The organism is Sphingorhabdus sp. YGSMI21, from assembly GCF_002776575.1.
Taxonomy (GTDB): Bacteria; Pseudomonadota; Alphaproteobacteria; order Sphingomonadales; family Sphingomonadaceae; genus Parasphingorhabdus.
The window spans coordinates 2263482-2289413 of the sequence record NZ_CP022548.1 but is presented as its reverse complement, the minus strand read 5'-3'; the positions used below and the strand labels follow the sequence as shown (position 1 = coordinate 2289413).

The 25932-nt window shown below is 60.4% G+C and carries 25 protein-coding genes; 16 read left to right on the top strand and 9 right to left on the bottom strand.

Annotated features, from left to right (window positions below; all coding sequences use genetic code 11):
• Positions 1 to 70: 70 nt before the first annotated feature.
• Both CHN51_RS11215 and CHN51_RS11210 read left to right on the top strand, forming a co-directional pair.
• Complete coding sequence (locus CHN51_RS11215) at positions 71 to 832, top strand: OmpA family protein (RefSeq protein ID WP_100094088.1); 762 nt, start codon at positions 71 to 73, stop codon at positions 830 to 832.
• Positions 833 to 981: 149 nt separating this feature from the next.
• Positions 982 to 1566, top strand: coding sequence for a hypothetical protein (locus tag CHN51_RS11210; RefSeq protein ID WP_100094087.1), 585 nt, complete (start codon positions 982 to 984; stop codon positions 1564 to 1566).
• Between the two features lie 17 nt (positions 1567 to 1583).
• On the opposite strand, the gene CHN51_RS11205 is transcribed toward CHN51_RS11210, so the two are convergent.
• Complete coding sequence (locus tag CHN51_RS11205) at positions 1584 to 2900, bottom strand: hemolysin family protein (RefSeq protein WP_100094086.1); 1317 nt, start codon at positions 2898 to 2900, stop codon at positions 1584 to 1586.
• 155 nt (positions 2901 to 3055) lie between these two features.
• On the opposite strand from CHN51_RS11205, the gene CHN51_RS11200 reads away from it, so the two are divergent.
• The gene (locus CHN51_RS11200; protein ID WP_100094085.1) at positions 3056 to 3736 is read left to right on the top strand and encodes an OmpA family protein; all 681 of its coding nucleotides are present in this window, start codon (positions 3056 to 3058) and stop codon (positions 3734 to 3736) included.
• Positions 3737 to 3804: 68 nt separating this feature from the next.
• Positions 3805 to 4572 (top strand): SDR family NAD(P)-dependent oxidoreductase, encoded by a 768-nt coding sequence (locus CHN51_RS11195; RefSeq protein WP_100094084.1) that lies wholly within the window; start codon positions 3805 to 3807, stop codon positions 4570 to 4572.
• A 9-nt stretch (positions 4573 to 4581) separates the two neighbouring features.
• Here CHN51_RS11195 and CHN51_RS11190 read toward each other — a convergent pair whose 3' ends face one another.
• The gene (locus tag CHN51_RS11190; RefSeq protein ID WP_100094083.1) at positions 4582 to 5814 is read right to left on the bottom strand and encodes a UbiH/UbiF/VisC/COQ6 family ubiquinone biosynthesis hydroxylase; all 1233 of its coding nucleotides are present in this window, start codon (positions 5812 to 5814) and stop codon (positions 4582 to 4584) included.
• Positions 5815 to 5986: 172 nt separating this feature from the next.
• Between CHN51_RS11190 and CHN51_RS11185 the strand changes: the two genes are divergently transcribed.
• The 5 genes from CHN51_RS11185 to CHN51_RS11165 all read left to right on the top strand — a co-directional run bounded on the left by CHN51_RS11185 (position 5987) and on the right by CHN51_RS11165 (position 11690).
• The gene (locus CHN51_RS11185; protein WP_100094082.1) at positions 5987 to 8302 is read left to right on the top strand and encodes a DNA translocase FtsK; all 2316 of its coding nucleotides are present in this window, start codon (positions 5987 to 5989) and stop codon (positions 8300 to 8302) included.
• A 95-nt stretch (positions 8303 to 8397) separates the two neighbouring features.
• Positions 8398 to 9027: an outer membrane lipoprotein carrier protein LolA gene (locus CHN51_RS11180; RefSeq protein WP_100094081.1), complete on the top strand. Its 630-nt coding sequence runs from the start codon at positions 8398 to 8400 to the stop codon at positions 9025 to 9027.
• Between the two features lie 289 nt (positions 9028 to 9316).
• A complete protein-coding gene (xth, locus tag CHN51_RS11175) occupies positions 9317 to 10111 on the top strand; it encodes an exodeoxyribonuclease III (RefSeq protein ID WP_100094080.1) in 795 nt (264 codons plus the stop codon).
• Entirely contained in the window at positions 10108 to 11187 is a 1080-nt protein-coding gene (ribA, locus tag CHN51_RS11170; protein ID WP_240616701.1) for a GTP cyclohydrolase II, read from the top strand. Before xth ends, ribA begins: the two co-directional genes overlap by 4 nt.
• A gap of 41 nt (positions 11188 to 11228) precedes the next feature.
• Entirely contained in the window at positions 11229 to 11690 is a 462-nt protein-coding gene (locus CHN51_RS11165; RefSeq protein WP_100094078.1) for a DUF3237 domain-containing protein, read from the top strand.
• On the opposite strand, the gene CHN51_RS11160 is transcribed toward CHN51_RS11165, so the two are convergent.
• The 5 genes from CHN51_RS11160 to CHN51_RS11140 form a co-directional block, all read right to left on the bottom strand.
• Positions 11666 to 12421, bottom strand: a complete 756-nt coding sequence (locus tag CHN51_RS11160; RefSeq protein WP_240616700.1) for a class I SAM-dependent methyltransferase — start codon at positions 12419 to 12421, stop codon at positions 11666 to 11668. The two genes, CHN51_RS11165 and CHN51_RS11160, sit on opposite strands and share 25 nt — an antisense overlap.
• A gap of 106 nt (positions 12422 to 12527) precedes the next feature.
• On the bottom strand, positions 12528 to 13049 hold the full coding sequence (gene ssb, locus CHN51_RS11155) for a single-stranded DNA-binding protein (protein WP_100094077.1): 522 nt from the start codon (positions 13047 to 13049) through the stop codon (positions 12528 to 12530).
• Between the two features lie 47 nt (positions 13050 to 13096).
• Complete coding sequence (locus CHN51_RS11150) at positions 13097 to 14956, bottom strand: ferrous iron transporter B (RefSeq protein ID WP_100094076.1); 1860 nt, start codon at positions 14954 to 14956, stop codon at positions 13097 to 13099.
• Between the two features lie 3 nt (positions 14957 to 14959).
• A complete protein-coding gene (locus CHN51_RS11145) occupies positions 14960 to 15229 on the bottom strand; it encodes a FeoA family protein (protein ID WP_100094075.1) in 270 nt (89 codons plus the stop codon).
• Positions 15230 to 15357: 128 nt separating this feature from the next.
• Positions 15358 to 16023 (bottom strand): COQ9 family protein, encoded by a 666-nt coding sequence (locus tag CHN51_RS11140; RefSeq protein ID WP_100094074.1) that lies wholly within the window; start codon positions 16021 to 16023, stop codon positions 15358 to 15360.
• Positions 16024 to 16152: 129 nt separating this feature from the next.
• On the opposite strand from CHN51_RS11140, the gene CHN51_RS11135 reads away from it, so the two are divergent.
• Complete coding sequence (locus CHN51_RS11135) at positions 16153 to 17253, top strand: alkene reductase (protein ID WP_100094073.1); 1101 nt, start codon at positions 16153 to 16155, stop codon at positions 17251 to 17253.
• 15 nt (positions 17254 to 17268) lie between these two features.
• Here CHN51_RS11135 and CHN51_RS11130 read toward each other — a convergent pair whose 3' ends face one another.
• A complete protein-coding gene (locus CHN51_RS11130; RefSeq protein WP_164089127.1) occupies positions 17269 to 17724 on the bottom strand; it encodes a DUF1465 family protein in 456 nt (151 codons plus the stop codon).
• A 159-nt stretch (positions 17725 to 17883) separates the two neighbouring features.
• Positions 17884 to 18081 (bottom strand): DUF465 domain-containing protein, encoded by a 198-nt coding sequence (locus CHN51_RS11125; protein ID WP_100095595.1) that lies wholly within the window; start codon positions 18079 to 18081, stop codon positions 17884 to 17886.
• A gap of 95 nt (positions 18082 to 18176) precedes the next feature.
• Between CHN51_RS11125 and CHN51_RS20375 the strand changes: the two genes are divergently transcribed.
• The 6 genes from CHN51_RS20375 (at position 18177) to ftsH (ending at position 25889) form a co-directional block, all read left to right on the top strand.
• Positions 18177 to 18425, top strand: coding sequence for a YdcH family protein (locus CHN51_RS20375; RefSeq protein WP_346426323.1), 249 nt, complete (start codon positions 18177 to 18179; stop codon positions 18423 to 18425).
• 110 nt (positions 18426 to 18535) lie between these two features.
• On the top strand, positions 18536 to 20818 hold the full coding sequence (ptsP, locus tag CHN51_RS11115) for a phosphoenolpyruvate--protein phosphotransferase (protein WP_100094070.1): 2283 nt from the start codon (positions 18536 to 18538) through the stop codon (positions 20816 to 20818).
• A gap of 172 nt (positions 20819 to 20990) precedes the next feature.
• The gene (locus tag CHN51_RS11110) at positions 20991 to 21827 is read left to right on the top strand and encodes a RodZ domain-containing protein (protein WP_164089125.1); all 837 of its coding nucleotides are present in this window, start codon (positions 20991 to 20993) and stop codon (positions 21825 to 21827) included.
• A 120-nt stretch (positions 21828 to 21947) separates the two neighbouring features.
• Positions 21948 to 22814 (top strand): hypothetical protein, encoded by an 867-nt coding sequence (locus tag CHN51_RS11105; RefSeq protein WP_100094068.1) that lies wholly within the window; start codon positions 21948 to 21950, stop codon positions 22812 to 22814.
• Between the two features lie 3 nt (positions 22815 to 22817).
• Positions 22818 to 23771: a tRNA lysidine(34) synthetase TilS gene (tilS, locus tag CHN51_RS11100; RefSeq protein WP_100094067.1), complete on the top strand. Its 954-nt coding sequence runs from the start codon at positions 22818 to 22820 to the stop codon at positions 23769 to 23771.
• 165 nt (positions 23772 to 23936) lie between these two features.
• Positions 23937 to 25889 (top strand): ATP-dependent zinc metalloprotease FtsH, encoded by a 1953-nt coding sequence (gene ftsH, locus CHN51_RS11095; RefSeq protein ID WP_100094066.1) that lies wholly within the window; start codon positions 23937 to 23939, stop codon positions 25887 to 25889.
• The last annotated feature ends 43 nt before the right edge of the window (positions 25890 to 25932 follow it).

The following is a 25932-nucleotide window of genomic DNA, read 5'->3' as shown; positions in this document are numbered from 1 at the left end:
CGATATCCGTCATTTTGCGCAATGCTTGCAGCTAGATGCAACAGGGCGGGAAAAGAACTGAGGTTAACGAATGGAAATCGGAAGCAAGATTTTGACCGGTGCAGCGGCAACCCTGGTTTTGGGACTGGTCGGCCATGCGGTAACGGGTGAAAATTTCATCGCCGGCCTGGAGCAGAAGGCACAGACCGAGCTGGCCGCGCGCGGTCTGGATGGCGCCAGCGTCAGCCTGGGCCGGGATCCGCTGTCCCGCGCGGCGCTTCTCGACGGCGATATCGGCGACGAGGCCAAGCAGGAGGCGATGGGCGTGGTCATGGCCATCCCCGGCATCTCCAGCACGAGCTGGAAAGGCGAACATGTGATCGTTGCCGCTGAGGATGACGGATCCGGCACGACCGCCCCGGTCGCTGCCGACCAGGACCGGATCGCAAAATGCCAGAGCGATGTCGACAAGATCATGGCAGAAAATGCCATCAGCTTCCGTTCCGGCAGCGCCTATGTCTCGCTCGACACAAAGAAAATTCTCGACCAGATTGCCGAATCCCTGAAGGCCTGCAACGGGCTCTCCGTTGCGGTCGAAGGCCATACCGACGATAATGGCAACAGCGCCGTCAATCGCGACATGTCGCAGGAACGGGCCAACCGGATCAAGGCCGGGCTGGTCGAACGCGGCATCGCCGAAACCCGGATCAGCGCTACAGGCTATGGTTCGACCCGGCCGCGCGCCACCGGTTCGGATGCAGCGGCGGATGCGCAGAATCGCCGGATCGAGTTCCGGATCGGCACCGCAAACGGCGCGCCGGCAAATGATGCCAAAGCGCAACAGGAGAGTTGAACGATGCCACTTTTACTTGAAAATCTGTTGCTCCTGCTGACGACTTTTGCAATTGGCCTCGCTATCGGCTGGTTTATCTGGGGCCGGAACACGGAAGAATTCTAGCCGGGACCGGCTGGGAACAGAATTCAAAACGGGGTTTTGAGAAAATGATTACGCTGATTACCGCCAATTGGCTGCTATATCTGATTGCACTGCTCATCGGTGTCGTCACGGCTTTCTGGGTCTGGGCTGCAACCGGGCGCGAGGCATCCGCCCTCGACAGTTTCAACGCCGATGACGGGCTTCTGGAAAAGGCCGGTGAACCGGTGCGAGCGGCGGAACCGGAAGAAAAACCGGTCACGGCTGCCGCGCCTGCGCCGGAGGCCGCTGCGCCGGCACCACCACCACCGGCACCCAAGCCGGTTGTCGCGCCCGTCGCCCCTGCTCCCGCGCCTCAGCCTGAGCCGGAAGCTGCGACCGAAGGTGCTCCCAAAATTCCACCCGCGGTGGGCGAACCCGACAATCTGCGCCTGATCAAGGGCGTCGGTCCGAAGCTGAACACATTGCTGATCAGCTTAGGCGTGACCCGTTTCGACCAGATCGCGGCCTGGAAAGAGGCGGAAATCAACGAAGTCGACAAGCATCTCGGTACGTTCAGCGGGCGGATCACGCGCGACGCGTGGATCGATCAGGCCAAGTTTCTTGCCAAGGACGATATTGCGGGATTCGAGAAGAAATACGGCAAGCTCTGAGAGCCGGCGCTTTTCCGTCAGTCGACCTCGGGATTGCTCGCCCGGACGATCAGCTTGTCGATCTTCCGGCCGTCCATGTCGATAATCTCGAAAACCCAGTCCTGGTCTTCAAAGCTTTCGCCTTCTTCCGGCAAATGGCGCAATTGCGCCAGCGCGTGGCCGGCGACCGTGGCATAGTCGCGATCTTCTGAGAGCCGGATCCCCAGCCGTTCGGCCAGCGCGTCAATCGCCATCGCGCCGGAGACAAGATAGCTGCCGTCGGCCCGCTCGATCAGGCTGCGCTGGGTCTTCTCGTCCTGGTCGGAGACAAATTCGCCAGCGATCGAGCTGAGCAGGTCATTGGGCGTGACGATCCCTTCGAAATGGCCATATTCGTCGTGCACCAGGATCATCGGAACTTCCGTCTCACGCAATATTTCCAGCACATCGAGCGCGTCGAGCTGGTCCGGCACCTTTTCCAGCGGGCGCATCAGCTTGCGCAAATCCAGCTTCTCGCCACCGAGTTGCGCGGCAACGATATCGCGGGCCTGGACCACGCCACGGATTTCATCGACCGAATGTTCGGCGACGGGGAAACGGCTGTGCTGGGATTCCATCAGCAACTTGTGAATATCCCCGCGCTTCGCATCGATGTCGAGCCAGTCAATCTCGGTACGGGGGGTCATAACCTCGCGAATGGGGCGGTCGGCGAGGCGTACGACCCCGGCCATCACGGCGCGTTCATGCTCCTCGATAACGCCGGACCGCGTTGCATCGGCGAAGACCATCTGCAATTCTTCCGCAGTGACATGATTAACCTGCTCGCGCTTGATCCTCATCAGGCGGAAAATCATGGCGCTGCTGTTATCGAGTAGCCAGACCAGCGGTGCGGAAATGCGGGCCAGCAATTCCATCGGCTGGGCCATGATCAGGGCGATGCGTTCTGCGGATCGCAGAGCTATCTGTTTCGGTACCAGCTCCCCGATCACCAGCGATGCGTAGGTGGTCAGGCCGATCACCAGAACAAAGCCGACGGTGCCAGCCAGCTCCTGCCCCATGCCCAGCAGCTGCAGCCGCTCCGCTACCGGGCCGCCAAGGCTGGCGCCGGAATAGGCGCCGGCAATAATGCCGATCAGCGTGATCCCAATTTGCACGGTGGAGAGAAACTTCCCCGGATCGCTGGCAAGACGCAGAGCCGCCTTGGCGCGCTTGCTGCCGCGGTCGGCAAGGCCGTGCAACTGCGCCTTGCGGGCAGAGACTATCGCCAGTTCCGACATGGCAAATATGCCATTGATCAGTACCAGTAAAATTATGATCGCTACATCAAACCAGGGAAAGGGTGTCATATTGTCCATTGAAAGGGCGAAATGCCATAAGCCCTTTAGCAGCAAGTTTTACAAAATCTCAAGTTTGCTGTCAGTCACCATTCATTTATCGCGCGTTAGACGGAACCTTCTCGGCGGCGGGGCGTAATGCTGACGAGACAAGAGGACCTAAAAGGGAAAAGAACATGCGGATGAACAAATCAATTATTTCAGCGGTTTCACTCGGCGCTCTGGCGCTGACCAGCGGCTGCGTGACCAATCCGGAAACCGGCAATCGCACCATTTCGAAAGCCGCCATCGGCGGCATCGGCGGCGTTGTCGGCGGCTATCTGCTCGGCGACGTGCTGGGCGGCAAGAATGACCGGACCGCCAAGATCGTCGGCGCCGGCCTGGGCGGCCTCGCCGGTGCAGGCATCGGCTACTATATGGACGAGCAGGAAAAGAAGCTGCGCCAGCAAACCGCGGGCACCGGCATCGATGTCACCCGCGAGGGCGACAATCTGATTCTCAACATGCCATCGAGCGTCACCTTCCCGGTCGACAGCAGCGCCATCAGCCCGGCATTTCAGACAACATTGGGCAATGTCGCCAATACGCTGGCACAATATGAGAAAAGCTATGTCGACGTGCTCGGCCATACCGACAGCACCGGCAGCGACGCCTATAACCAGGCGTTGTCCGAGCGGCGGGCCGATGCTGTGGCGAATTTCCTCGCCAACAGTGGTGTCCAGCGCGCGCGTCTGGCGACCCGTGGCTATGGCGAGAGCCAGCCGGTAGCCAGCAACAGCACCGAAGAGGGCCGCGCTGCCAACCGCCGGGTCGAAATCAAGATCGTTCCCATCGAACAGGACGACCTGAACAACTAAATTAGCGCTTGCGCTGATCCCATGATCACGGGCATCCCCTGCAAAAATTTGCAGAGGATGCCTTTTTCATGACCACAGTCAATTTTTCGACCGATCTTAGCGGACAGACTGCAATCGTAACCGGCGCGTCCGCCGGTCTTGGCCGCCGCTTCGCCAAGGTGCTGGCCGCTTGCGGCGCGAAAGTCGCCTGCACCGCCCGGCGCAAGGACAAGCTGGACGATCTGGTCGCAGAAATTACAGCCGACGGCGGCACCGCCAAGGCCTTTGCGCTTGACGTGCGCGACGCGGCGCAGCTTCAGGCGATCATTCCCGCTGTCACGGAATCTCTGGGTCAGCCCGAAATCCTCGTCAACAATGCCGGGATCGTCGATGCCGAACATGCCACCCGGATGTCGATCGACCTGATCGACGATGTTCTGGATACAAATCTGCGCAGCGTCTTCATCCTGTCCAACGAATTTGCCCGCCCGCTGATCGCCGAGAAAACACCCGGGCGGATCGTCAATGTCGCGTCGATCGCCGCCACCAGCTACAGCGGCGGCGGGGCTGCGCTCTATTCGACAACCAAGGCCGGGGTGGTCCGCATCACCGAAACCCTCGCCGTGGAATGGTCAAAATTCCATATCAATGTGAATGGTATTGCGCCGGGCCTGTTCGCCACCGATATGGCCGACGGCATGATCGAGCGCGCTGGCGATTTTTCGGTTCATTTCCCGCGCAAGCGGGTGGCGCAGCCGGAGCAGATGGACAGCACCCTGCTGTTTCTGGTGTCGCCCTCGTCGGATGCAGTGACCGGCACCGTGATCAAGATCGATGACGGTCAGGGTTCGCGCTAAAGCCCGGACCTAGACCAGCTCGCCCTTGAGCAGCTTGGGCAGGTCGCCTGTCTCGCCCTTTGCCTCGGCCATGAATTGCGCCTTGAGCGGCGCAATGCGCTGGACCAGCCCGATACCCATGCGGCGGATCTTCGACGAGGTTTCCCCCGGCAGGCCGAACAGACGGGTCAGGATATCGGTCGCCGCCGAGACCATCATATTGTCGAGGCTGCGCCAGCGGTCATAGCGCGCCAGAATTTGGGAGTCGCCCAGATCGAGACCGGTCCGCGCACCCTCAACCAAACATTCGGTCAGCGCGGCCACATCGCGCAGGCCGAGATTGAGCCCCTGCCCCGCGATCGGATGGATGCCATGGCCGGCATCGCCGATCAGCACCAGACGATCGGCGGTCAGATGGGAGCTGTGGTGGAAGCCCAGCGGATAGGTCGGGCGGTCGGTGAGCAGCTCGATCTCGCCGAGAAAGCCGCCGGTTTTCTTCATCATTTCGGCGATAAAAGCGCGCTCGTTGATCTTGGCGTAGGCGGGGCCATCCTTGCGCGAGACCGTCCATACGACCGCAGAGCGATGCTTGCCGTCGGCATCGTCAAGCATCGGCAGAATGGCGAAGGGTCCGGACGGGAAGAACAGTTCATAGGCGGTGTTGCCATGCGGCTTTTCATGCGCGATCTTGCAGACGATCGCGCTGTGATCATATTGCCAGTGCGCCATGATGATGCCGGCTTCCTCGCGCATCCGGCTGCCGCGCCCGTCGGCGGCGATCAGCAGCGGGGCAGAGAGCTGCTCGCCGTTCTCCAGCGCGATATCGACCCTGTGGCCGCCACGGTCGCAGGATGCGACCTGGGTCGAGAGATGCAGCGTGATATTGTCACTGGCCTGAACCGCCTCGAACAGGAGTCGCCGGAGCACCGCATTTTCGACCATGATGCCCATCGGGCCTTCGTCCTCGCCCGGAACAAAGTCCAGCGTGCCGGGCTTCAGCCCGTCGTTGACCAGAATCTTCTCGATATCGCAGCCATGCGGCCGCAGCTTGTCGGCCAGGCCGATGGCCTCGAACATGTTCCAGCTGGCGCTGTTGATCGCGGAGACCCGGGCATCGGCCTGCGGGTTGAGCAGCTCGGCCGGGTCGGCGCGGTCGATGATCGCGATGCGCAGGCCGTGGGCTGCCAGCGTCAGCGCCTGGGTCAGGCCGATCATGCCCGCGCCCAATATGATGATATCGCTTTGCCGAGAGTCAATTCCCATGGAGACGCCTTTCCGAGCCCGAATATGAGATATAGTTAGGCATCGATGGTCGGGAAAGAAAGGCAAATCCGGTAAAATAAAGCCAAGAAACTTGACGGCGAGTCCCCGATTCGCGCAAAGGAGCAGTTAGTTAACGCGCGCCTTCGGCTGGGGTGACGCACGGGAGTATATGATGGCGGACAAAGCCAATGAAGCGAACTGGCGCGAGATCATGCGCCTCAGCCTGTTGCGCAGTGGTGCCCTGATCGGGGCCATCGCGATTTTTCTGGCGACCATCTTCCTGTTTCTGGCGCTGGTCAGCTATTCCCCCAGCGATCCCGCCTTCAACACATCGGCGGCCGGCGTCGAGCATAATTGGATGGGTGTCTTCGGCTCCTATCTGGCCGACCTGCTGCTCTTCCTGATCGGCCTGCCCGTCCTGCTGTTTCTGCCGCTGTTTCTGGTGCTGGCCAACCGGCTGTGGCGCGACATCCCGCAACCCGGCTGGAAACAGCAATTGCTCTGGTGTTTTCTGGCGGCATTGCTGGTCGGCACTGCGCTCGCCCTGTGGTTTCCGGAACCGGAAATGGAATTGCCGTCCGGCCTCGGCGGCCTCGCCGGCATGCTGATCGCCGGCGGAACCAGCGCCGGCCTCAACGCCATATCCGCCAGCTGGAGCGGGCTGATCTCCGGCATATTGACCGCCCTGACCCTGACCGGCGGCCTGGTGCTCGGCTATTTCAGCCTGCGGCTCGACCGGCCGCTCTTCTCCGGCGCTTCGCTCCGGATGCCGACCATCAAAAGTCCGTTCGCCGCGAAAGACGATGGCCTGGTGATCGAACCGGACCGCTCGGGAACGGAAAAGCCGAAGGCGAAGAAGGAACCGGCTCCGCGCAAGGCGGTGAAACCCGACAACCGGCCCCCGCCGGAGATCAGCGAACGGGCCCTTCCGCCAAAGAAAGCAGGCGTCAACAAGGGCAAGCAGGGCGATTTCTTCGGACCCTATGTGCTGCCGTCGCTCGATCTGCTGACCCCGGCACCGGAGCAGAGCAACAATGTGATCGACAAGGCCGGGCTGGAACGCAACGCGCGGCTGCTCGAATCCGTACTCGACGATTTCCACGTGAAAGGTACGATCAACGCAGTCCGGCCAGGTCCGGTGGTTACCATGTACGAACTGGAACCGGCACCCGGCATCAAGGCAAGCCGCGTCATCCAGCTCGCCGAAGATATCGCCCGCAACATGTCCGCCCTTTCGGCGCGCGTCGCCGCCATTCCCGGACGCACGGTCATGGGCATCGAGCTTCCCAATGCCAATCGCGAAATGGTCGTGCTGCACGAGATGGTCGGCAGCGACAGTTTCGCCGAGCAGACCGGCAAGCTGCCGATCATTTTGGGCAAGAATATCTCAGGCGATCCGGTGATTGCCGATCTCGCGCCAATGCCGCATCTGCTCGTCGCCGGCACCACCGGTTCGGGTAAATCGGTCGGCCTGAACTGCATGATCCTGTCTTTGCTCTACCGGCTGACGCCCGAAGACTGCAAAATGATCATGATCGATCCGAAGATGCTGGAACTCAGCACCTATGACGATATCCCGCATCTGCTGTCGCCGGTCGTTACCGAACCGGCCAAGGCCATTCGGGCGCTGAAATGGGCGGTCGAGCAGATGGAAGAACGCTACCGGATGATGTCGTCGATTTCGGTTCGCAATCTCGCCAATTATAACGAGAAGGTGAAAGCCGCCAAGGCCAAGGGCCAGCCGCTCGGCCGCCGCGTCCAGACCGGCTATGACCCGGAAACCTCTCGCCCGATCTACGAGGAAGAGCAGCTCGACTTCGAAGTATTGCCGCAGATCGTGATCATCGTCGACGAGCTGGCCGATCTTATGATGACCGCCGGCAAGGAAGTAGAATTCCTGATCCAGCGGCTGGCGCAAAAGGCACGCGCGGCGGGTATTCACCTGATCATGGCCACCCAGCGCCCTTCGGTCGACGTCATCACCGGCGTGATCAAGGCCAACCTGCCGACCCGGATCAGCTTCCACGTCACCTCCAAGATCGACTCCCGCACCATTTTGGGCGAACAGGGCGCGGAGCAGCTGCTCGGCAAGGGCGACATGCTGTACATGCCCGGCGGCAAGCAGCTGACGCGTGTTCACGGACCGTTCGTCTCCGATGACGAAGTGCGGCGGGTTGCCGACCACTGGCGTTCACAGGGCACGCCGGATTACATCCAGGCGGTGACCGAGGAACCCGAAGACGGCAGCTTTGCCCTCGACGGCGCGGATCTGAGCGACAGCAAGGAAGACCGGCAATATACTCAGGCCTGCCAGATCGTCTTTGAGAGCCAGAAAGTCTCGACCAGCTGGCTTCAGCGGCAGTTGCGGATCGGTTATAATACCGCTGCGCGGATTATCGACCGGATGGAAGAGGATGAATTTATCAGTCCGCCCAACCATATCGGTCGCCGCGAAGTGCTGCGCGACCAGCACGGCGAGCCGCTCTAGCGCCGCGACCCTGCCCGCTTTGCTGACAAAGTGATTAAGCCATCGTTCAATCGCCATTCGCTAGGCGGCTTGCTTGATAATCTGGAGTTTTTGTAATGTTGAAATATGGTTTCGCCTTGATCGCTGCGCCGCTGGCCCTGACAGCAAGCCTGCCCGCCACTGCACAGCAAAGCCCCGCCGACGATTTGTCGAAAGTTCAGGCGCATCTGCGCGCCATGACCACGATGACCGCCAATTTCAGCCAGACCGACCGCGGCGGCCAGCTGCTGACCGGAAAGCTCCTATTGAAGCAGCCCGGAAAGATTCGCTTTCAATATCAGAAAGACGCCAATCTGCTGATCGTTGGCGACGGGAAAGCGCTGACGCTGATCGACTATGACGTGAACCAGGTCCAGCGCTGGCCGATCGGCAACAGCCCGCTTGCCGCGCTGCTCAATCCGGAGCGCGACCTGTCCAAATATGGCAAGGTCATTCCGACTCGCAATCCGGCCGTGCTGAGCGTCGAGGTCCGCGATCCGAAACGTCCGGAATATGGCGTGATCACGATGGTTTTCACGAAAAAGCCCGGCGCGCCCGCTGGCCTGAGCCTGGATGGCTGGGTATCACTCGATTCGAAAAACAACCGCACCTCGATCCGTCTCTCCAACCAGAAATTCGGGGTTCCCGTTGCCAACAGCAGCTTCAACTGGACCGATCCGCGGAGGAAAAGCCGGGCCAAGCGGTGAACCGAGACGGACTGCCGATCAGCAGAAAATGATCCTTCTCTCGTTCATACTCCCGACAGAAACACGGGACTATAACCAAAAACAGGATGAGAAGAGACAGTCAGGTTTTCCCCCTGTTACCTGACCAACAAAGTTTCGACCCATTCTATGCGTGACGAACGCGAGTTTGCCCCCACCTCCTTAATGCCCCCGGAGGTGGGGGTTTTCCTTTTCCGGGCCGTTAGAATAGCATGAATCTCTATCGCCTTTGGGCTTGGGTTTCTGCGCGAGCGTGGCTATCAGACTCGGCATGAGTGATAGTCTGAAAATCGTCAGCTGGAATATTAACAGCATCCGTGCCCGCCTCGACATCGTCGAGCGCTTCCTCACCGAAGAAGCCCCCGATGTCCTGTGCCTGCAGGAAACCAAGGTGCGCAACGAACAATTTCCCGAAGGGATGTTCCGCCGCCTCGGCTATAATCACATGATCTTGCACGGCCAGCCGATGCACCATGGCGTCGCGATCATCAGCCGCGTGCCGCTGCACAAGGACGAGCGGTTTGACTGGCAGAATAATGGCGAAGCCCGCCATGTCGGCGCGGTCCTGCAAAACGGCGTGCGTATCGAAAATGTCTATATTCCCGCGGGCGGCGAAATTCCGGACCGGGAGCTCAATCCGAAATTCGGTCAGAAGCTCGATTTCTTCGGGCGGATGACCGATTGGTCGGCCAATCTCAGGGAGCCGACGATCCTGATGGGCGACTTTAACGTCGCGCCGCTCGAGTCGGACGTCTGGAGCCACAAGGCCCTGCTCAAGGTCGTCAGCCACACCCAGGTCGAAATCGACCATCTTTATGCCATGCGCGATGCCCATGGCTGGGTCGATGTCGGCCGCAAGCTGATCCCCGATCCGGAGCGCCTGTTCACCTGGTGGAGCTATCGCGCTAAGGACTGGCGGGCTTCGGACAAGGGTCGGCGGCTCGACCATGTCTGGGTCAGCCCGGAACTGGCCGACAAGGCGGTCAGCCATTCGGTCCTCGAGGACGCGCGCAGCTGGGGCAAGCCTTCGGATCACGCGCCGCTGATCACGGAATTCGAATTTTGAACACAGCGCCTCACGACGAGGCCCGCAAGGCAGCGGCTCGCAGAGCGGCCCGCGCGATTGACGCGCTGCGCCGCGGCTGGCCGATTGGCGTCGAAGCCGACGGCACGCGGCTCAACCTGCTGCCGGTAGAGACCGCGAATCTGGACGAGGCCTTGCCCGCGTCGGGAACCATCTCGTTGATCCTTTCCGCCAGCCGGGCAGCGACGCTGAAACTGCTCAACCAGTTTGCCGCGGCTGACCCGAACCTGCCGATCCAGATCAGCCTGCCGGCGCCGGTAACCGCGGCAGAGATTATCGCCATCGTCGATCCCGTGCTCGACATGCAATATCCGATGAAGGGCCCGTTCCGCAGCGAGCCGCTGACCAATGCGGCGGCCGCCACCGCGGCGATGGAACTGGCGCGGCAGGGCGGCCTGCTCCCCGCCTTCGTGATCGTCGACGAGGCTGAAGACAAAGTCGAGGCGGAGGATGCGACGGCCTATGCCGATGCTTCTACGCTGATCATCAGCGCCCATGCCAGGCTGCCCGTTGCGGCCAATGCGGAAGCGCATATCTACGGCTTCCGCAGCGACGCCGATGCTACCGACCATGTCGCGCTGGTCGTCGGCAAGCGCGACGCCAGCACGCCGGTCGTCCGCCTGCACAGCGAATGCCTGACCGGCGATGTTCTCGGCAGCCTGAAATGCGACTGCGGCCCGCAACTGCACGCCGCGCTCGGCCAGATGACCGAGGCGAACTGGGGTGTCCTGCTCTATCTGCGGCAGGAAGGGCGCGGCATCGGCTTGATCAACAAGTTGCGGGCTTATGCGTTGCAGGACCAGGGCTTTGATACGGTGGACGCCAACCAGCGGCTGGGCTTTGCGATTGATGCCCGGGACTTTTCGATCGCGGCGCGGATGCTGGAACTGCTCAATATAAAGAAGGTCAAATTGCTGACCAACAATCCGGAAAAGGTGGAAGGTCTGGAAGCATGTGGCGTGACCGTGGAAGAGCGGCTGCCGGTCAAGATTGCTGCCAATCCGCACAATGCATTTTATCTCGACACCAAGCGCGACCGCACCGGGCATAAACTTTAACGCCCGCAGCCTGCCTGTTCCGGCAACAGAAAAGAGTTTCCATGACGCAGCTCAAGCACGACCATCTCATGACCATGACCCTGTCGGTCGATTTTGCCGGCATGAAGGTGATTGGCCGGACACCGGCGGGATTGCGCCGCATCGCGCCCGTGACCGGCGGCCGCTTTTCTGGCGAACGATTGAACGGCGCGGTCCTGCCCGGCGCCGACTGGGTGATCAACCGGCCTGATGGTGTCATGGAAATCGACGTCCGCCTGCCGCTCCAGACCGATGACGGCGCAATGATCTATCTGAACTATCAGGGCCGGTTTCTGGCCGCGCCGGAAACCATGGACCGCTTTTCCAAAGGCGCGCTGCTGAAACCGGAGGAATATTCGCTGGCTGTGACGGCAAAGTTCGAGGCCGGCGCGGCGCAATATCTCTGGCTGAACGATGTTGTTGCGGTCGGAACCGGCGAGCAGACAGCGGACGGCCCGGTTTATTCCTTTTTCGAGATCGGTTGAGCGACCACTAGCCGGTAGCCGACGTCCAGGTTCTTCAGCTCCATCAAATGCCCATAACGTTCTTCCCAGGCGCCAGAGGCCAAGTCCTGTTCCAATTTTGTGAGAGCATTCGTAATATTGTCGAGCTTCGCAAAGGTTGATATTGCGGCCCGGACCTCCGGGTCGAGATAGGCGTGCGGGCGCTGCCAATAAGCACCCAGAAACCCGTCCGTACAATCGTGCGGTACTGGCACAACTTCGACCTTGCATGGCCCCAATATCCGTTCGAATGCCTCCAGCTTTGGCATGATCGGCTGATCGAGTGCGATAATTTCCGGGATATAATCGGCCAGCCAGAAATAGTGCGATTCCGGATCGAAAGTCAGGATCACCAACGGACCTTTTGCGACGCGGCGCATCTCGCGGAGGCCCGCCTTGAAATCCGACCAGTGGTGAACCGTCAGCACCGCCATCGCGGCGTCAAACTGGTTGTCGGCAAAGGGGATGGCTTCCGCAGATCCCTGATAGGCTTTTGCCGCATCCGGTGGCCGCTGGCCTATCATCTCGGCGGAGGGTTCGAGCGCGGTCACCGTGCGGTTATCTGGTTCATAAGAACCGGTTCCGGCCCCGACATTCAGGATCGATTGTGCATCGCCCAGCGCATCGTGGATCGCTCTGGCAATTCTGTAGTCCGGTTTGCGTTTGCGAGCATAGCCGAGACCGATTTTGTCATAAATTGCACTCATCATCATAGCCTGGCAACTCAGGATCAAAAATTGCGACCCCAAAATGGAAAACCGGCGATATCCGCTTTCGGGACATCACCGGCTTTTCGCTGATCAGTAATAGGCGATGGACCTAGAACGGAACATCATCGTCCAGATCGCTGTCAAAGGCGCCGCCGCCCTGGCCACCGCCACCGGTCTGGCCCCAGCCACCGCCGGAACCGCCACCAGCGCCGCCACCGGACGGTGCGCCACCGCCCCAGCCGTCATTGGAACCGCCACCCTGGCCACCGCCGCCGCCCTGGCGGCTGTCGAGCATTTCCATTTTCGCGTCAAAGCCCTGCAGCACGACATCGGTCGAATAGCGGTCGTTGCCGGACTGGTCCTGCCATTTGCGGGTTTGGAGCTTGCCTTCGAGATAGACCTTGCTGCCCTTGCGCAGATATTTTTCGGCAACGCCGGCAAGGCCTTCATTATAGATCGAGATATTGTGCCACTCGGTCTTTTCCTTGCGCTCGCCGGTCTGCTTGTCTTTCCAGCTTTCCGATGTCGCGACGCTGAAATTGCAGACTTTACCGCCATTGGCGAAGGTACGCACTTCCGGATCCTTGCCCAGATTGCCTACGATGATGACTTTGTTGATGCCGCCGGCCATTTCAAATTCCCCAAAAAAATAACGTGATTAACGATTCTTGGGAGACTCTATAGACCGAGCGCGACGGCACTCCAATATGTAATACCGGCCGCGACATAGGCGAGCGCAAAAAGATAGACGAGCATGAAGGTCGGCCATTTCCAGCCGTTGGTTTCACGGCGTGTAACGGCAATCGTCGAAATACATTGCGGGGCAAAGACGAACCAGGCGAGAAAGGCCAGTGCGGTCGGCAGCGACCAGCGGCTTTGCAGCCTTTCGGTCAGCGACTTGGCTTCCGCCTCTTCGTCCGGCGCATCGATCGCATAGGTCGTCGCCAGCGCCGCGACAGCCACTTCGCGGGCGGCCATCGCCGGGATCAGGGCAAGCGCGATATCACGGTCGAAGCCGATCGGCTTGACGATCGGGGCGATGACATTGGTGATCCGTCCCGCAGCACTATAGTCGACCTGGCTCATGGCGCTGTCTTCGGGGACCTTCGGGAAGGTCAGCAGCAGCCACAATATGACGGTCGCGGCAAAGATGATCGTGCCGGCACGGCGCAGGAATATCCAGGCACGCTGCCACAGGCCGATCAATATGTCGCGCAGGCTTGGCAGCTGATATTTCGGCATTTCCATCAGGAAGCCGCTGTTCGGCCCCTTGGTCACCGTCGAGCGCAGCACCAGCGCGACGATCATCGCGCCGACAATGCCGAAGACATAGAGCCCGAAAAGGACCAGCCCCTGCAGACCGATACCCGGTCCGACGCTGGTCGGCGGAATGAAAGCACCAATGATGATCGCGTACACCGGCAGCCGCGCGGCACAGGTCATCAGCGGCGCGACCAATATCGTCGTCAGCCGGTCTCTCGGATCGGAGATGCTGCGCGTTGCCATGATGCCGGGAATGGCGCAGGCGAAGGACGACAGCAACGGTATGAAGCTGCGCCCGGACAGGCCGACACTGGCCATCAGCCGGTCCATGATGAAAGCGGCGCGTGTCATATAGCCGCTCGCTTCGAGCAGCAGGATGAACAGGAACAGGATCAGGATCTGTGGCAGGAACACGACGACCGAGCCAACACCGGCAATCGCGCCTTCGATGATGAAGTCGCGCAGGAAGCCCGGCGACAGGTTCGATTCGACGGCCGCCGCGACCCATTCGCTGGCACCTTCGATCCAGCCGATCGGCGCCTCTGACCAGGCGAACACCGCCTGGAACATGACAAACAGCACCGAGAGCAGAATCAACGGTCCGGCAATGGGGTGGAGGAACAGGCGGTCGGCCCGTTCCGACCAGCGCCGTCCTGCGGTTTCGGAAACGATCGCCTGGTTGGCAATCCGCTTGGCCTGCTGCCGCAAACCGTGATCGCGCTCCTGCGCGACAATCGGTCTGGCGCCATCCTGCTTCAGCTTGAGACGGGATTCGACGGTCGCGGACAGATCTTCCAGTCCGCGCCGGCGAACGGCAACCGTCGGTACCACGGGAACCCCGAGCGCCTGTTCGAGCTTAGCCGGATCGAGCGTCAAACCGTCCCGCTCCGCCAGATCCATCATGTTGAGCGCCACCACGACCGGCTGGCCGAGCGCGATGACCTCGAGCGCGAAACGGAGATGATTGTCGAGATTGGCCGCATCGAGCACCAGCACAATCATGTCGGGCCGGCGTTCGCCCTTTTGCAGCCCCATGATAACGCCGCGCGTCACCTCTTCATCTGGGCTGGTCGGGTCAAGGCTGTAGCTGCCCGGCAAGTCCACCAGTTCGGCAGGTCGGCCGTCGGCGAAAACAAAATGCCCGGATTTGCGCTCGACCGTGACACCGGGATAATTGGCAATTTTCTGCCGGGCGCCGGTCAAGGCGTTGAACAGGGCGCTTTTGCCCGAATTGGGGTTGCCCGCGAGGACAATCAGTGGTGCAGCTTCAGTCATCGATCAGGCGGCTATCGTAACCGCTACCGGCTGGACCGATATCGCCTGTGCATGGGATTTGCGAATAGCGATCATCATCCGTCCGACTTTCAATGCTATCGGATCATTCAGTCCGAACATGCCCTTGTGCAATTTCTCGATCGAGACGCCCTCATCGATGCCAAGCGCGCGCAGACGACGTCCCTCGTTATCGGAAATGGCTCCCCAGTCGATTGCCACGATTTCAGCATTCTGCCTGAGTGACAGCTGGTCAAGGGTTGTGGGTGTCTGCATATATCGCAACGAGGCCTTTCTAATTGCGATTGATTATCAATATTGATTGAGATTGGCGAGTCTTTTTCTGCGAATTTACAGCCGGGCGCAGCGCGCGCTGATCCGCCCCGCCACCGGAGCGATATCGCTTACGTGCCCCGATAGCGCAACCGCCCGACAAAGCGCGCCATGCTGAACCGGTCACCGCCGCGACCGGTGACCTTGGCCTTGGCCTTTTCAAACTGCATGACATTTTCGATCCGTCGATCCAGGAACGCCCTGCTGTCCGAATAGCCTTCGCTCTCATCGTCGAGAAAGACGCTGATCGTACTCCCGTAAACGCCGGACAACAGGGTCCGCTTGGTATAATGATTATAGTCGGTCGCGGTGTCTCCGGCCAGTCGCCACATTGCGTCGGCGGCCCGCCAGCCCATTTTCGCGGCCCGGCGCAAATGCGGCGGAGCAGCCAATATTGCCAGCGCCCGCCGCAGGCCTTCGCGGTCCGGCCCGAGCGCTTCCAGCCGCGCTTCGACCAGCGCCTTGATCCGCTCCCGGATTCTCATTCCAGCCAGTTCATCGGCGCTGTATTTCGCTGCCATTTTCTCGTCTATTGCCTGGAACCAGGCGTCGATCATATCGACCGGCCCCTCGTTAAAGGCCAATCTGGCAAGATCGGCATCGACGCCGGCAAGGCCTGCCGCAGCCAGCACCGCCTTTTCGTTCCAGCCGTCGAACGCCGCCTGCGCGGCCAGCGATGGCGCAAGAAAAGAGCGCACTTCGTCCAGGGTCGGATCTTCGGGAAGCGATGCAGACATGGAGGTTCCTTTGAAATCAGAGCTATCAACATAGACAGAAATTGCTCGGTTTCAAACCATTGCATTTGCGGGAGCGGCAACTTAACTGTCTGATTAACAATCCATGCCTCTGTTTAAGGGAATTCCATCTTGACCACATTGTTCGATCCGATCACCGTTGGCGCCATCGAGGCCGCAAACCGTATGTTCATGGCCCCGCTCACCCGCTGTCGTTCGACCGTGGAATTTGTTCCCACACCGATCATGGGCGAATATTATGCGCAGCGTTCCGGCGCCGGCGTGATCATTTCGGAAGCCACCGGGATCAGCCAGCAGGGCCTCGGCACGCCTTTCGCTCCGGGCATCTGGAATGACGCGCAGACCGAAGCGTGGAAACCGGTTGTGGAGCGTGTACACCAGGCCGGCGGCAAGATCATCTGCCAGCTCTGGCACATGGGCCGCATCGTGCATCCCGATTTCCTCGGCGGCGAAAAGCCGGTATCGGCGTCCGCGACCACCGCGCCGGGCAGCGTCCGCACCTATCAGGGCAAAAGAGACTATGAAGAAGCCCGTCCGCTGGAAATCTCGGAAATCCCGGGCCTGCTCGACGATTACCAGAATGCAGCCGAAAATGCCAAGAAAGCCGGCTTTGACGGCGTGCAGCTGCACGCAGCCAATGGCTATCTGATCGACCAGTTCATCCGGTCCGGCACCAATTTGCGGACCGACGAATATGGCGGACCGGTAGAGAATCGCATTCGGCTGCTCGGCGAAGTGACCCAGCAGCTGGTCGATGTCTGGGGCGGCGACCGGGTTGCCGTGCGCCTGTCCCCCAATGGCGACTCCCAGGGCGCGGATGACGCGACGCCGGTGGAAACCTTTACCGCGGCGGCAAAATTGCTCGACCAGATCGGCATCGCCTTTCTCGAACTGCGCGAGCCCCCTGCCCACGGTACCTACGGCAATACCGATGTGCCGCCGGTCAGCCCCGATATCCGGCCGGTTTTCAAGGGGCCGCTGGTTCTGAACAGCGACTATTTTTATGATAATGCGACCGCAGCGCTGGCCGAGAACAAGGCCGATGCGATCAGCTTTGGCCGGACCTTCATGACCAATCCCGATCTGCCGGCACGGTTCCGGGCGGGCGCGGAACTCAATCCGATCGATTTCACCCCGACCTGGTACAGCCAGGGACCGGAGGGATATATCGACTATCCGACTATGGACGAAGAAAAAGTCGCGACCGCCTGAACGGACCGCACTGGGCTAAAAGCTGCTCTGGAGTCGGCGGAACATATCCTGGACCGCTGACTCCGCTTCGATTTCCTGGTCCATGCGCGCCGCGAGGCGCTCCAGCCGCTCGAACAATTCCTCGCTGGCCATGACAATCTGGCGCGCTTCTGCCGGGAAACGGTTGACCAGCGCCCGATCGGTCACCGGGGCCTGACCGAGCGAGCGATAATGGTTCCACGCTTCGCCTTCGGACAATTCCCCGCTCTGCAGGGCCTTCTGGTTCAGCAGCCAGGCGATACAATGCATCAGCCGTGTCGTGACTTTCAGCGATTCACAGGAAAAAGAAACCGCAAGAAGGTCGTCGGGGTCTGCCTCTTCATGGAACCGGCCCGATTCAAAATAGGAGCGGGATTCGTCGGCCAGCAGCATTGCCTCGGCATATAGTGCATCCATCAGTCTAGGCGTCAAAAGGGATTCACGATTTGGCATATCCGCTCCGTAGCAATTTTTCGCCATCCGTTGACAGTTAATTTTACAAGTCAGAAAGCCCTGCGGGGCGGCTGTTTCAAACTGACACGCGGGAGATTTCGGGGTTAACTGGTGGACAATTCTGGTTAACGGACGGCAAGTCCGCAGACGACCGCGACCTCAGGCAATGATGTCGGGAATCAGCTGGTTCTCGATCACGATTATCCGGTCGCGCAACTGCAATTTTCTTTTCTTGAGTCGCGCGGTCCGCAATTGGTCGGCATTGCCCGCTGCGACCAGCGCGGCGATCGCTTCGTCGAGATCGCGATGCTCGATTTTCAGCATTTCAAGCCGCATTTGCAACTCTTCATCGCTCATCCCCATTCCGGATCAATCTCCCCCTTGCGCCGCTTTCACAATTTTGCAATCTTGATCCTATTCATGGTTCATGTCGAAACCAAGACATTTAAATCATGAAGCCAAAGGCGCGGCGGATTGCCCGTCACAGCAGGAAAGGAAGCTTCCACCCTCTTTCATTTTCAAAAACAACATTTTCTGAGGAGACTTTAATGATTCAGGATCACATGTCAGCATTGCGCAAAAAACATGAAGCGCTGGAACGCAAGATAAACGAAGAAGAAACCCGCCCGCTTCCCGACACGATTCGAATCCATAGCCTGAAGAAAGAAAAGCTCCGACTGAAGGAAGAATTGCTGGACTAGCCGGGCTCCGGCGACGGCGATCCGGCTCGACCGGAAAAAATAACATTTGCCTGGGCCGAAGGGCCGTTTTCTGCATCGCACTCAACCGGCCTTTCTGCTAGGCAAAGATCATGCCCGCATCCGATCCCTCAAGTACCAAGACTGCTCGCAATATCCTGACCGGCCTCCGGTCGATCATGGCGTCGCGCGGTAACGCGCAGGCGAAACTGAACCAGGTCGTCGAAACCATCGCCGAGGCGGTGAGCAGCGAGGTTTGCTCGATCTATTTGCGCCGCGACGGATTGCTGGAACTGTTCGCGACCCGCGGGCTGAACGCGGAAGCCGTCCACGTCACGAAGCTTGCAATGGGTGAAGGCCTGACCGGCTATATCGCCAAGAATGTCGAGACACTGAACCTCGACGAGGCAGCGAGCCATCCCGACTTCCAGTACCGGCCGGAAACCGGTGAGGAAAAATTCCACAGTTTTGCCGGCGTGCCGATCATCCGCAACCAGCAGTCGATCGGCGTATTGTGCGCCCAGCATGTCGAGCCGCGACGCTATTCCGAAGTCGAGATCGAAGCCTTCCAGACCGCGGCGATGGTCCTGTCCGAACTGATCATCAGCGCCGAGCTGGTCGATGACAATCTGGCCGAAGAAACGGTGACGCTCGACGTCGGGGCCAATCGTCTGAGCGGTTTGCAGCTGGTCAAGGGCAAGGCCCGCGGCCATGCTGTATTCCACCAGCCGCGCGTCAAGATAGAGCATACAGTGGCGGAGGATACCGAGGCCGAGCGGCACCGGGTCTATTCCGCCTTCGACAAGATGCGCGACCAGATCGACCAGATGACCAGCCAGGCCGAATTCGGCGTCGGTGGCGAGCATGAGGAGGTGCTCGAAACCTACAAGATGTTCGCCTATGACGAGGGCTGGAGCCGCCGCATCAACGAAGCCATCGACAGCGGCCTGACCGCAGAAGCGGCTATCGAACGCGTGCAGCAGCATACCAGGATGCGGATGCGGCAGATTGACGATCCGTTGCTGGCCGAGCGCATGCACGATCTGGAAGATCTCGCCAACCGGCTGCTGCGCACGGTGTCCGGGCAAATGGGCACGGCGGCCAAAATGGGCCTGCGGCAGGACACGATCCTGATTGCCCGCAATCTCGGGCCGGCAGAACTGCTCGAATATGACCGGCGCAAGCTGAAAGGCGTCATCCTCGAGGAAGGTTCGCTGACCGCCCATGTCACGATCATCGCGCGAGCGATGGGCATTCCGATACTCGGCCAGGTCAAGAATATCCGGCAGGTCGTGCGGGAAGATGACCCGCTTCTGCTCAACGTCGACGAGAAGACCGTGTTCGTCCGCCCCAGCCCGTCGATGGAGGAGGCGTTCGAGGCGCAGCTCGAGCTCAGCCAGAAAAAGCGCGCTGCCTATTCCGAACTGCGCGACAAGGAAGCCGTAACCAGGGACGGCGTCCGGATCACCCTCAATATCAACGCCGGCTTGCGGGACGATCTCGCCTTGCTCAACCTGACCGGAGCCGACGGTATCGGTCTGTTCCGGACCGAATTCCAGTTTCTGGTCGCCGCGACCATGCCGGGCCGCGCCGGGCAGACACGCTTCTATCGCGATGTCCTGGATGCCGCCGGCGAGAAGCCGGTCATTTTCCGCACCGTCGATATCGGCGGCGACAAGCCCCTGCCCTATTTCCAGGCCAGCGAAATCAAGGAAGACAATCCGGCGATGGGCTGGCGGGCGATCCGCATCGGTCTCGAACGGGATGCGCTGATGAAGGTCCAGGCCCGCGCCCTGATCGAGGCGGCCGCGGGACGGAAGCTGAATGTCATGTTCCCGATGGTCGCCGAGCCATGGGAATTTGACGAGGCGCGGGCGGTATTCGAGAACCAGCGCGCCTATTTGCAAAGCCAGAAAAAGCGCCTGCCGACGCAGATTCGTTATGGCGCCATGCTCGAGGTTCCGGCGTTGGCCGAATGTATGGACCTGATGGCAGACCGCCTCGATTTTCTCTCGATCGGCACCAATGATCTTACCCAGTTTCTGTTTGCAGCCGACCGGAGCAATCCGAAGCTGGCCGAACGTTTCGACTGGATGAGCCCGGCCATTCTCCGGTTCCTGCGGCGCGTCTCGGACAATGCCGCGCGCTTCAACATTCCGCTCGGCATTTGCGGAGAAATGGGAGGTCGTCCCCTCGATGCGCTGGCGCTGCTCGGTCTCGGCATTCGCAATCTGTCGATCACGCCCGCTTCGGTCGGTCCGATCAAGGCGATGGTCCGGTCGCTCGACCTCGGCCAGGCCAGACTGGAAATCGAGGCGATTTTGAAGGAAGCACCGGCCGAACCGAGATCGCGTCTCGAACAATGGGCCCTGCAGCAGAATGTCGATCTGGACTGACCGCGTTTCCGCTGATCGGCCGGCAAATATTCCAGCCAGCCAATCAAATTATAAAAATCCAGCGACTAAAGCATGATAGTCATTGACTTTTGCCGCCCGAACTGGCTTTTTTCGTCGCATATCCGGGAAGTGCGATAAGGGTCGCAAAATGATCCGGCCAAGGGAGTTTTTTGTGGCCGAAGAAACCAATGACGAAGAAAATGTCGAGCTGCATCTGCACAGCACCGGCGAATTATTGCGTCGGGCGAGAGAGCAGAAAAATCTCTCGCTGGAAGATATCGCCAAAAAAACCCGGATTCCGCAACGCCATCTGGAAGCGATAGAAAGCGGCGATTTCGACGCGTTGCCCGGCCGAACCTATGCGATCGGCTTCGCCAAATCCTACGCCAGAACCGTCGGCCTGGTCGATGCGGCCATTGGCAGCCAACTGCGCGCGGAAATGGACGAGCAGGGTCACGGAGCCTATCAGCCCGAAGTCAGCGGCTATGCGCCGGCCAACCCGTCCAGCATCCCGCCCCGCTATCTCGCCTGGACCGCCGCCGGCATCGGCGCGCTGGTGCTGATCGGCTATCTCGTCTGGCGCACCCTGATCCTCAATCCCGGTGACCTGGAACAGATCGCCGAAAGCGACAGCACGCCGCCGGCGGAAAGCGCAACGGCACCTTCCGGCGAACAGAATGTCCAGGGCAGCAGCCCGACGCCATCCAGCCAGGGAATAGTGGTGCTGACCGCAACCGAACCGGTCTGGATGAAAATATATGATGCGGAGGGCGAGCGCCTGTTCGAGGATGAAATGGCCGCCGGCGACACGTTCACGGTACCGGCTGATGCCAATGATCCGCAGATACTGACCGGGCGCCCCGCCGCCCTGACCGTCACGATCGATGGACAGGTCGTCCCGCAACTGGGCACCGCAGAGCGCACGATCAAGGATGTCGGGGTCAGCGCCGCCGCCTTGCTGGCACGGGAAACGGTCAGCAATCCGGACGCAGACCTGTCATCTGAATAAGCGACGCAGGGGCTGTCACGATAGCGGCCGGTCGCCGGAGTCCGCCCGTTTTCCGGCATAATATTCTTTACTTTTCAGCGCCATATATGGTTAATATAGGCGCAATCAGCGGAGGCCTCGATGAAGAAATTCGGTATCACAATATTGCTCGCCAGCTTGCTTGCCAGCACCCCTGCATCGGCTCAGAGCGCGGATGTTGACAAGCGCGTGGACCGGCTCGAACAGGAAATGCGCGCGGTTCAGCGCAAGATATTCCCGGGCGGTTCGACCCGCTATTTCGAGCCAGAGATCACCGCGGAAAATGGCCCGGCTTCGCCAGCGGCATCGGTTACAACCTCGGCTGTGAGCGACTTGATCGCCCGGGTGGACGCGCTGGAACGCAGTCTGGCCAACCTGACCGGTCAGGTCGAGGAAAACGGCTTTCGGCTGAAAAAGCTGGAGGACCGGATGGCGGCAGCCGCTGCCCCGGCCGCGACGCTGCCCGCGGCCGGTGTCAGCGGATCCACGCCGAAAAGCACCCCGGCGCCGGCGACAGAGGCTGCACCCGATCCCCAGAGGGTTGTCGGGGTCGCCGCGATCGTCATGCCGGAAACCGGTGATGCCGGGGAAGATGCCTATATTTACGGCTATCGGCTGTGGGACGCAAAATTCTATCCAGAGGCGCAGGCCCAGCTGAAAAAAATGGTCGAGGATCATCCGTCCCATCGTCGCGCGAGTTTCGCCCAGAATCTGCTTGGCCGCGCCTATCTGGACGATGGGAAGCCGGCGCTCGCCTCGGTTGCTCTCTATGAAAATTACCAGAAACGGCCACGCGGCGAACGTGCGCCGGACAGTCTCTATTTCCTGAGCACCGCGCTGGTGCAGCTGGGGAAAAAGGCCGATGCCTGCCGCGTATTGGCGGAGATGCAGGATGTCTATCCCGAGGTCGCCAGTGGCCGGCTGGCCGATCGCGTCACATCGGGCAAGGCTGCCGCCAACTGCAAATAGATCATGACCGGTACGGCCGCCTCGCTCGAATCCCGGTTTTCCGAGGCGCTGGACCGGCTGTTGCCGGCATTTGCATCCAGCGAGCAGAAGCTGGGCCTCGCGGTTTCCGGCGGACCCGACAGTCTTGCCCTGTTGCTGCTGGCGTTGCAGGCCTGTCCGGACAGGATCGCCGCTGCCACGGTTGATCATGGCCTGCGCCCTGCCGGTCGCGAGGAGGCGGAATTTGTCGCATCCATCTGTCGCGAACGCGGCATCCCGCACGACATATTGCGCCCCGTCATTCCGATTCGCGGCAGTATTCAGAGCGCGGCCCGGCACGCGCGCTACGGATTGCTCCACGACTGGATGAAAGACCGGAATATCGACTGGCTGGCAACCGCCCACCATGCCGATGACCAGCTGGAGACCATGATCATGCGCATCTTGCGCGGCAGCGGCATCGACGGCATGTCGGGGATCCGTGAAAAACGGACCCATATCATCCGCCCCCTGCTGCATTTTCAGAAATCGGAACTGGTTTCCCATGTTGCCGGCCATGGTCTCGACCCGGTCGACGATCCTTCCAATCGCGATCAGGGCTATGACCGTGTGCGGGTACGCAACGCGCTGCAGGATCTTGAAGGTTTTGACACCAGCCTCGCCAGCCAGAGCGCCAGCGCACTAGGGGACGCGCGCGAGGCTATCGAATGGATGGTCGAGCGTCTTGCCGAAGACCATCTCAAACTCACCGACTTGGGCTGCACCCTTTCCCGCACGCGCTTCCCGCACGAGATCCAGCGGCGGCTGCTGCTGCGATGTCTGCATAGCTGCGACCCTGCCCTGTCACCGCGCGGCAGCCAGATCGACCAGACAATCATCGCGCTGGAAAAGGGCGAAACCGTCACCCTGGGCGACATATTGTGCCGGGGCGGCGCCGTCTGGCGCTTTCAGCCCGCGCCGGAGCGGCGGACCAGCTGATTCACCGCTGCAGGCCGGACGGCGGGCCGCTCCGATCACACTGATCGGTAAAAACATTGGCCTTGTTATTGTCATCCGCAGCAAAAGGACTATCTTTAGACCATAGATAATTGCGGCGTGATGCCGTTCATCCGCTGCAACAATGATTACAGGACAAGATGCGCAATGAATGACGAACAGGATCCCAAAGACAATCCCTGGATGAAAAGCATGTTCATCTGGGCCGGCGTCATCATCGCGCTTCTGCTTACGGTTTCGATGTTTAGTGCCGGCGCTTCCAGCGAGAGCGCAACCGGCATCAGCTATTCTTCCTTCCGCAACAAGGTCGAGGAAGGCAGCGTCAAAAGCGTGTCCATCGCGCCGGACAAAATCACCGGTGAACTGACCAATGGCGACATGTTCTCCACCACGCCGGTTGGCAGCGATCCGTCGCTGGTCAATCTGCTGGATGAGAAAGGCGTCGAATATAGCGGCAAGGCACAGGAACAGGCCAGTATCTGGCAGATCATCCTGGTCCAGTCCCTGCCCTTCCTGCTGATCCTCGGCATCGCCTTCTTTGTGCTGCGCCAGATGCAGAAGGGCAGCGGCTCGGGCGCCATGGGCTTCGGCAAGTCCAAGGCCAAGCTGCTGACCGAAAAACAGGGCAAGGTCACCTTTGCCGATGTCGCCGGTATCGACGAAGCGCGCGAAGAGCTGGAAGAGATTGTCGAATTTCTGAAAAACCCCGGACGCTTTGCCAAGCTGGGCGGCCAGATTCCCAAGGGCGCATTGCTCGTCGGTTCGCCGGGTACCGGTAAAACGCTGCTGGCCCGCGCTATCGCAGGCGAAGCAGGCGTGCCCTTCTTCTCGATCTCCGGTTCCGATTTTGTCGAAATGTTTGTCGGCGTCGGCGCCAGCCGTGTCCGCGACATGTTCGAACAGGCGAAGAAAAACGCGCCCTGCATCGTCTTCATCGACGAAATCGACGCGGTCGGCCGTCATCGTGGTGCCGGTCTCGGCAATGGCAATGACGAACGCGAGCAGACGCTGAACCAGCTGCTGGTCGAGATGGACGGTTTCGAGGCCAATGAAGGCATCATCATCATTGCCGCAACCAACCGTCCCGACGTGCTGGATCCAGCGCTGCTGCGTCCAGGCCGCTTTGACCGCCAGGTTGTCGTACCGCGCCCCGATATCGAAGGCCGCGAGAAAATCCTTGCTGTCCACATGAAGAAAGTGCCGCTGGCGCCAGACGTCGACGCGCGCACCATTGCGCGCGGCACGCCCGGTTTCTCCGGTGCTGATCTGGCCAATCTGGTCAACGAGGCAGCGCTGATGGCGGCCCGCCGTGGCAAGCGGATGGTCGCGATGAGCGAGTTCGAGGACGCCAAGGACAAGGTCATGATGGGCACCGAGCGCAAGTCCATGGTGATGACCGACGACGAGAAAAAAATGACCGCCTATCACGAAGCCGGCCATGCCATTGTCTCGGTCCACGAGCCGGCCTCCGATCCGATCCACAAGGCGACGATCATCCCCCGTGGCCGTGCGCTCGGCATGGTGATGCGCCTGCCCGAACGGGACAATTACAGCTACCACCGCGACAAGATGCACGCCAATCTGGCGGTGTCGATGGGCGGACGCGTCGCCGAGGAAATCATCTTCGGCTATGACAAGGTTTCCTCCGGTGCTTCCGGCGACATCCAGTACGCGACCAAGCTGGCCCGCGACATGGTCACCCAGTGGGGCATGTCGGACCTGATGGGACCGTTACAATATGAAGAGGAACAGGGCGAGACCTTCCTCGGCTATTCGCAGTCCCAGCGCGTCCATATGTCCGACGAGACGGCCAAGAAGATCGATCTGGAAATCCGCAAGCTGATCGACGACAGCTATGACCGGGCGAAACATCTTCTGACCACCTATGAGGATCAGCTGCACGCGCTGGCCAATGCCCTGCTCGAATATGAGACGCTGTCCGGCGAGGAAATCGACGAGCTGGTCAAGACCGGCAAGTTCGAGCGTCCGGACGGCGGCGTGATCAAGCCGGCGGCCGTGCCGACGATCGGCACATCCATCCCGAAAGCGGGACGGAAGAAAAAAGGCCCGTTCGGCGATCCCGAACCGCAAGGCGCCTGATTCGCGATCCGGCAAGAAGCCAGGACAAAGAAAAGGCCGCTCG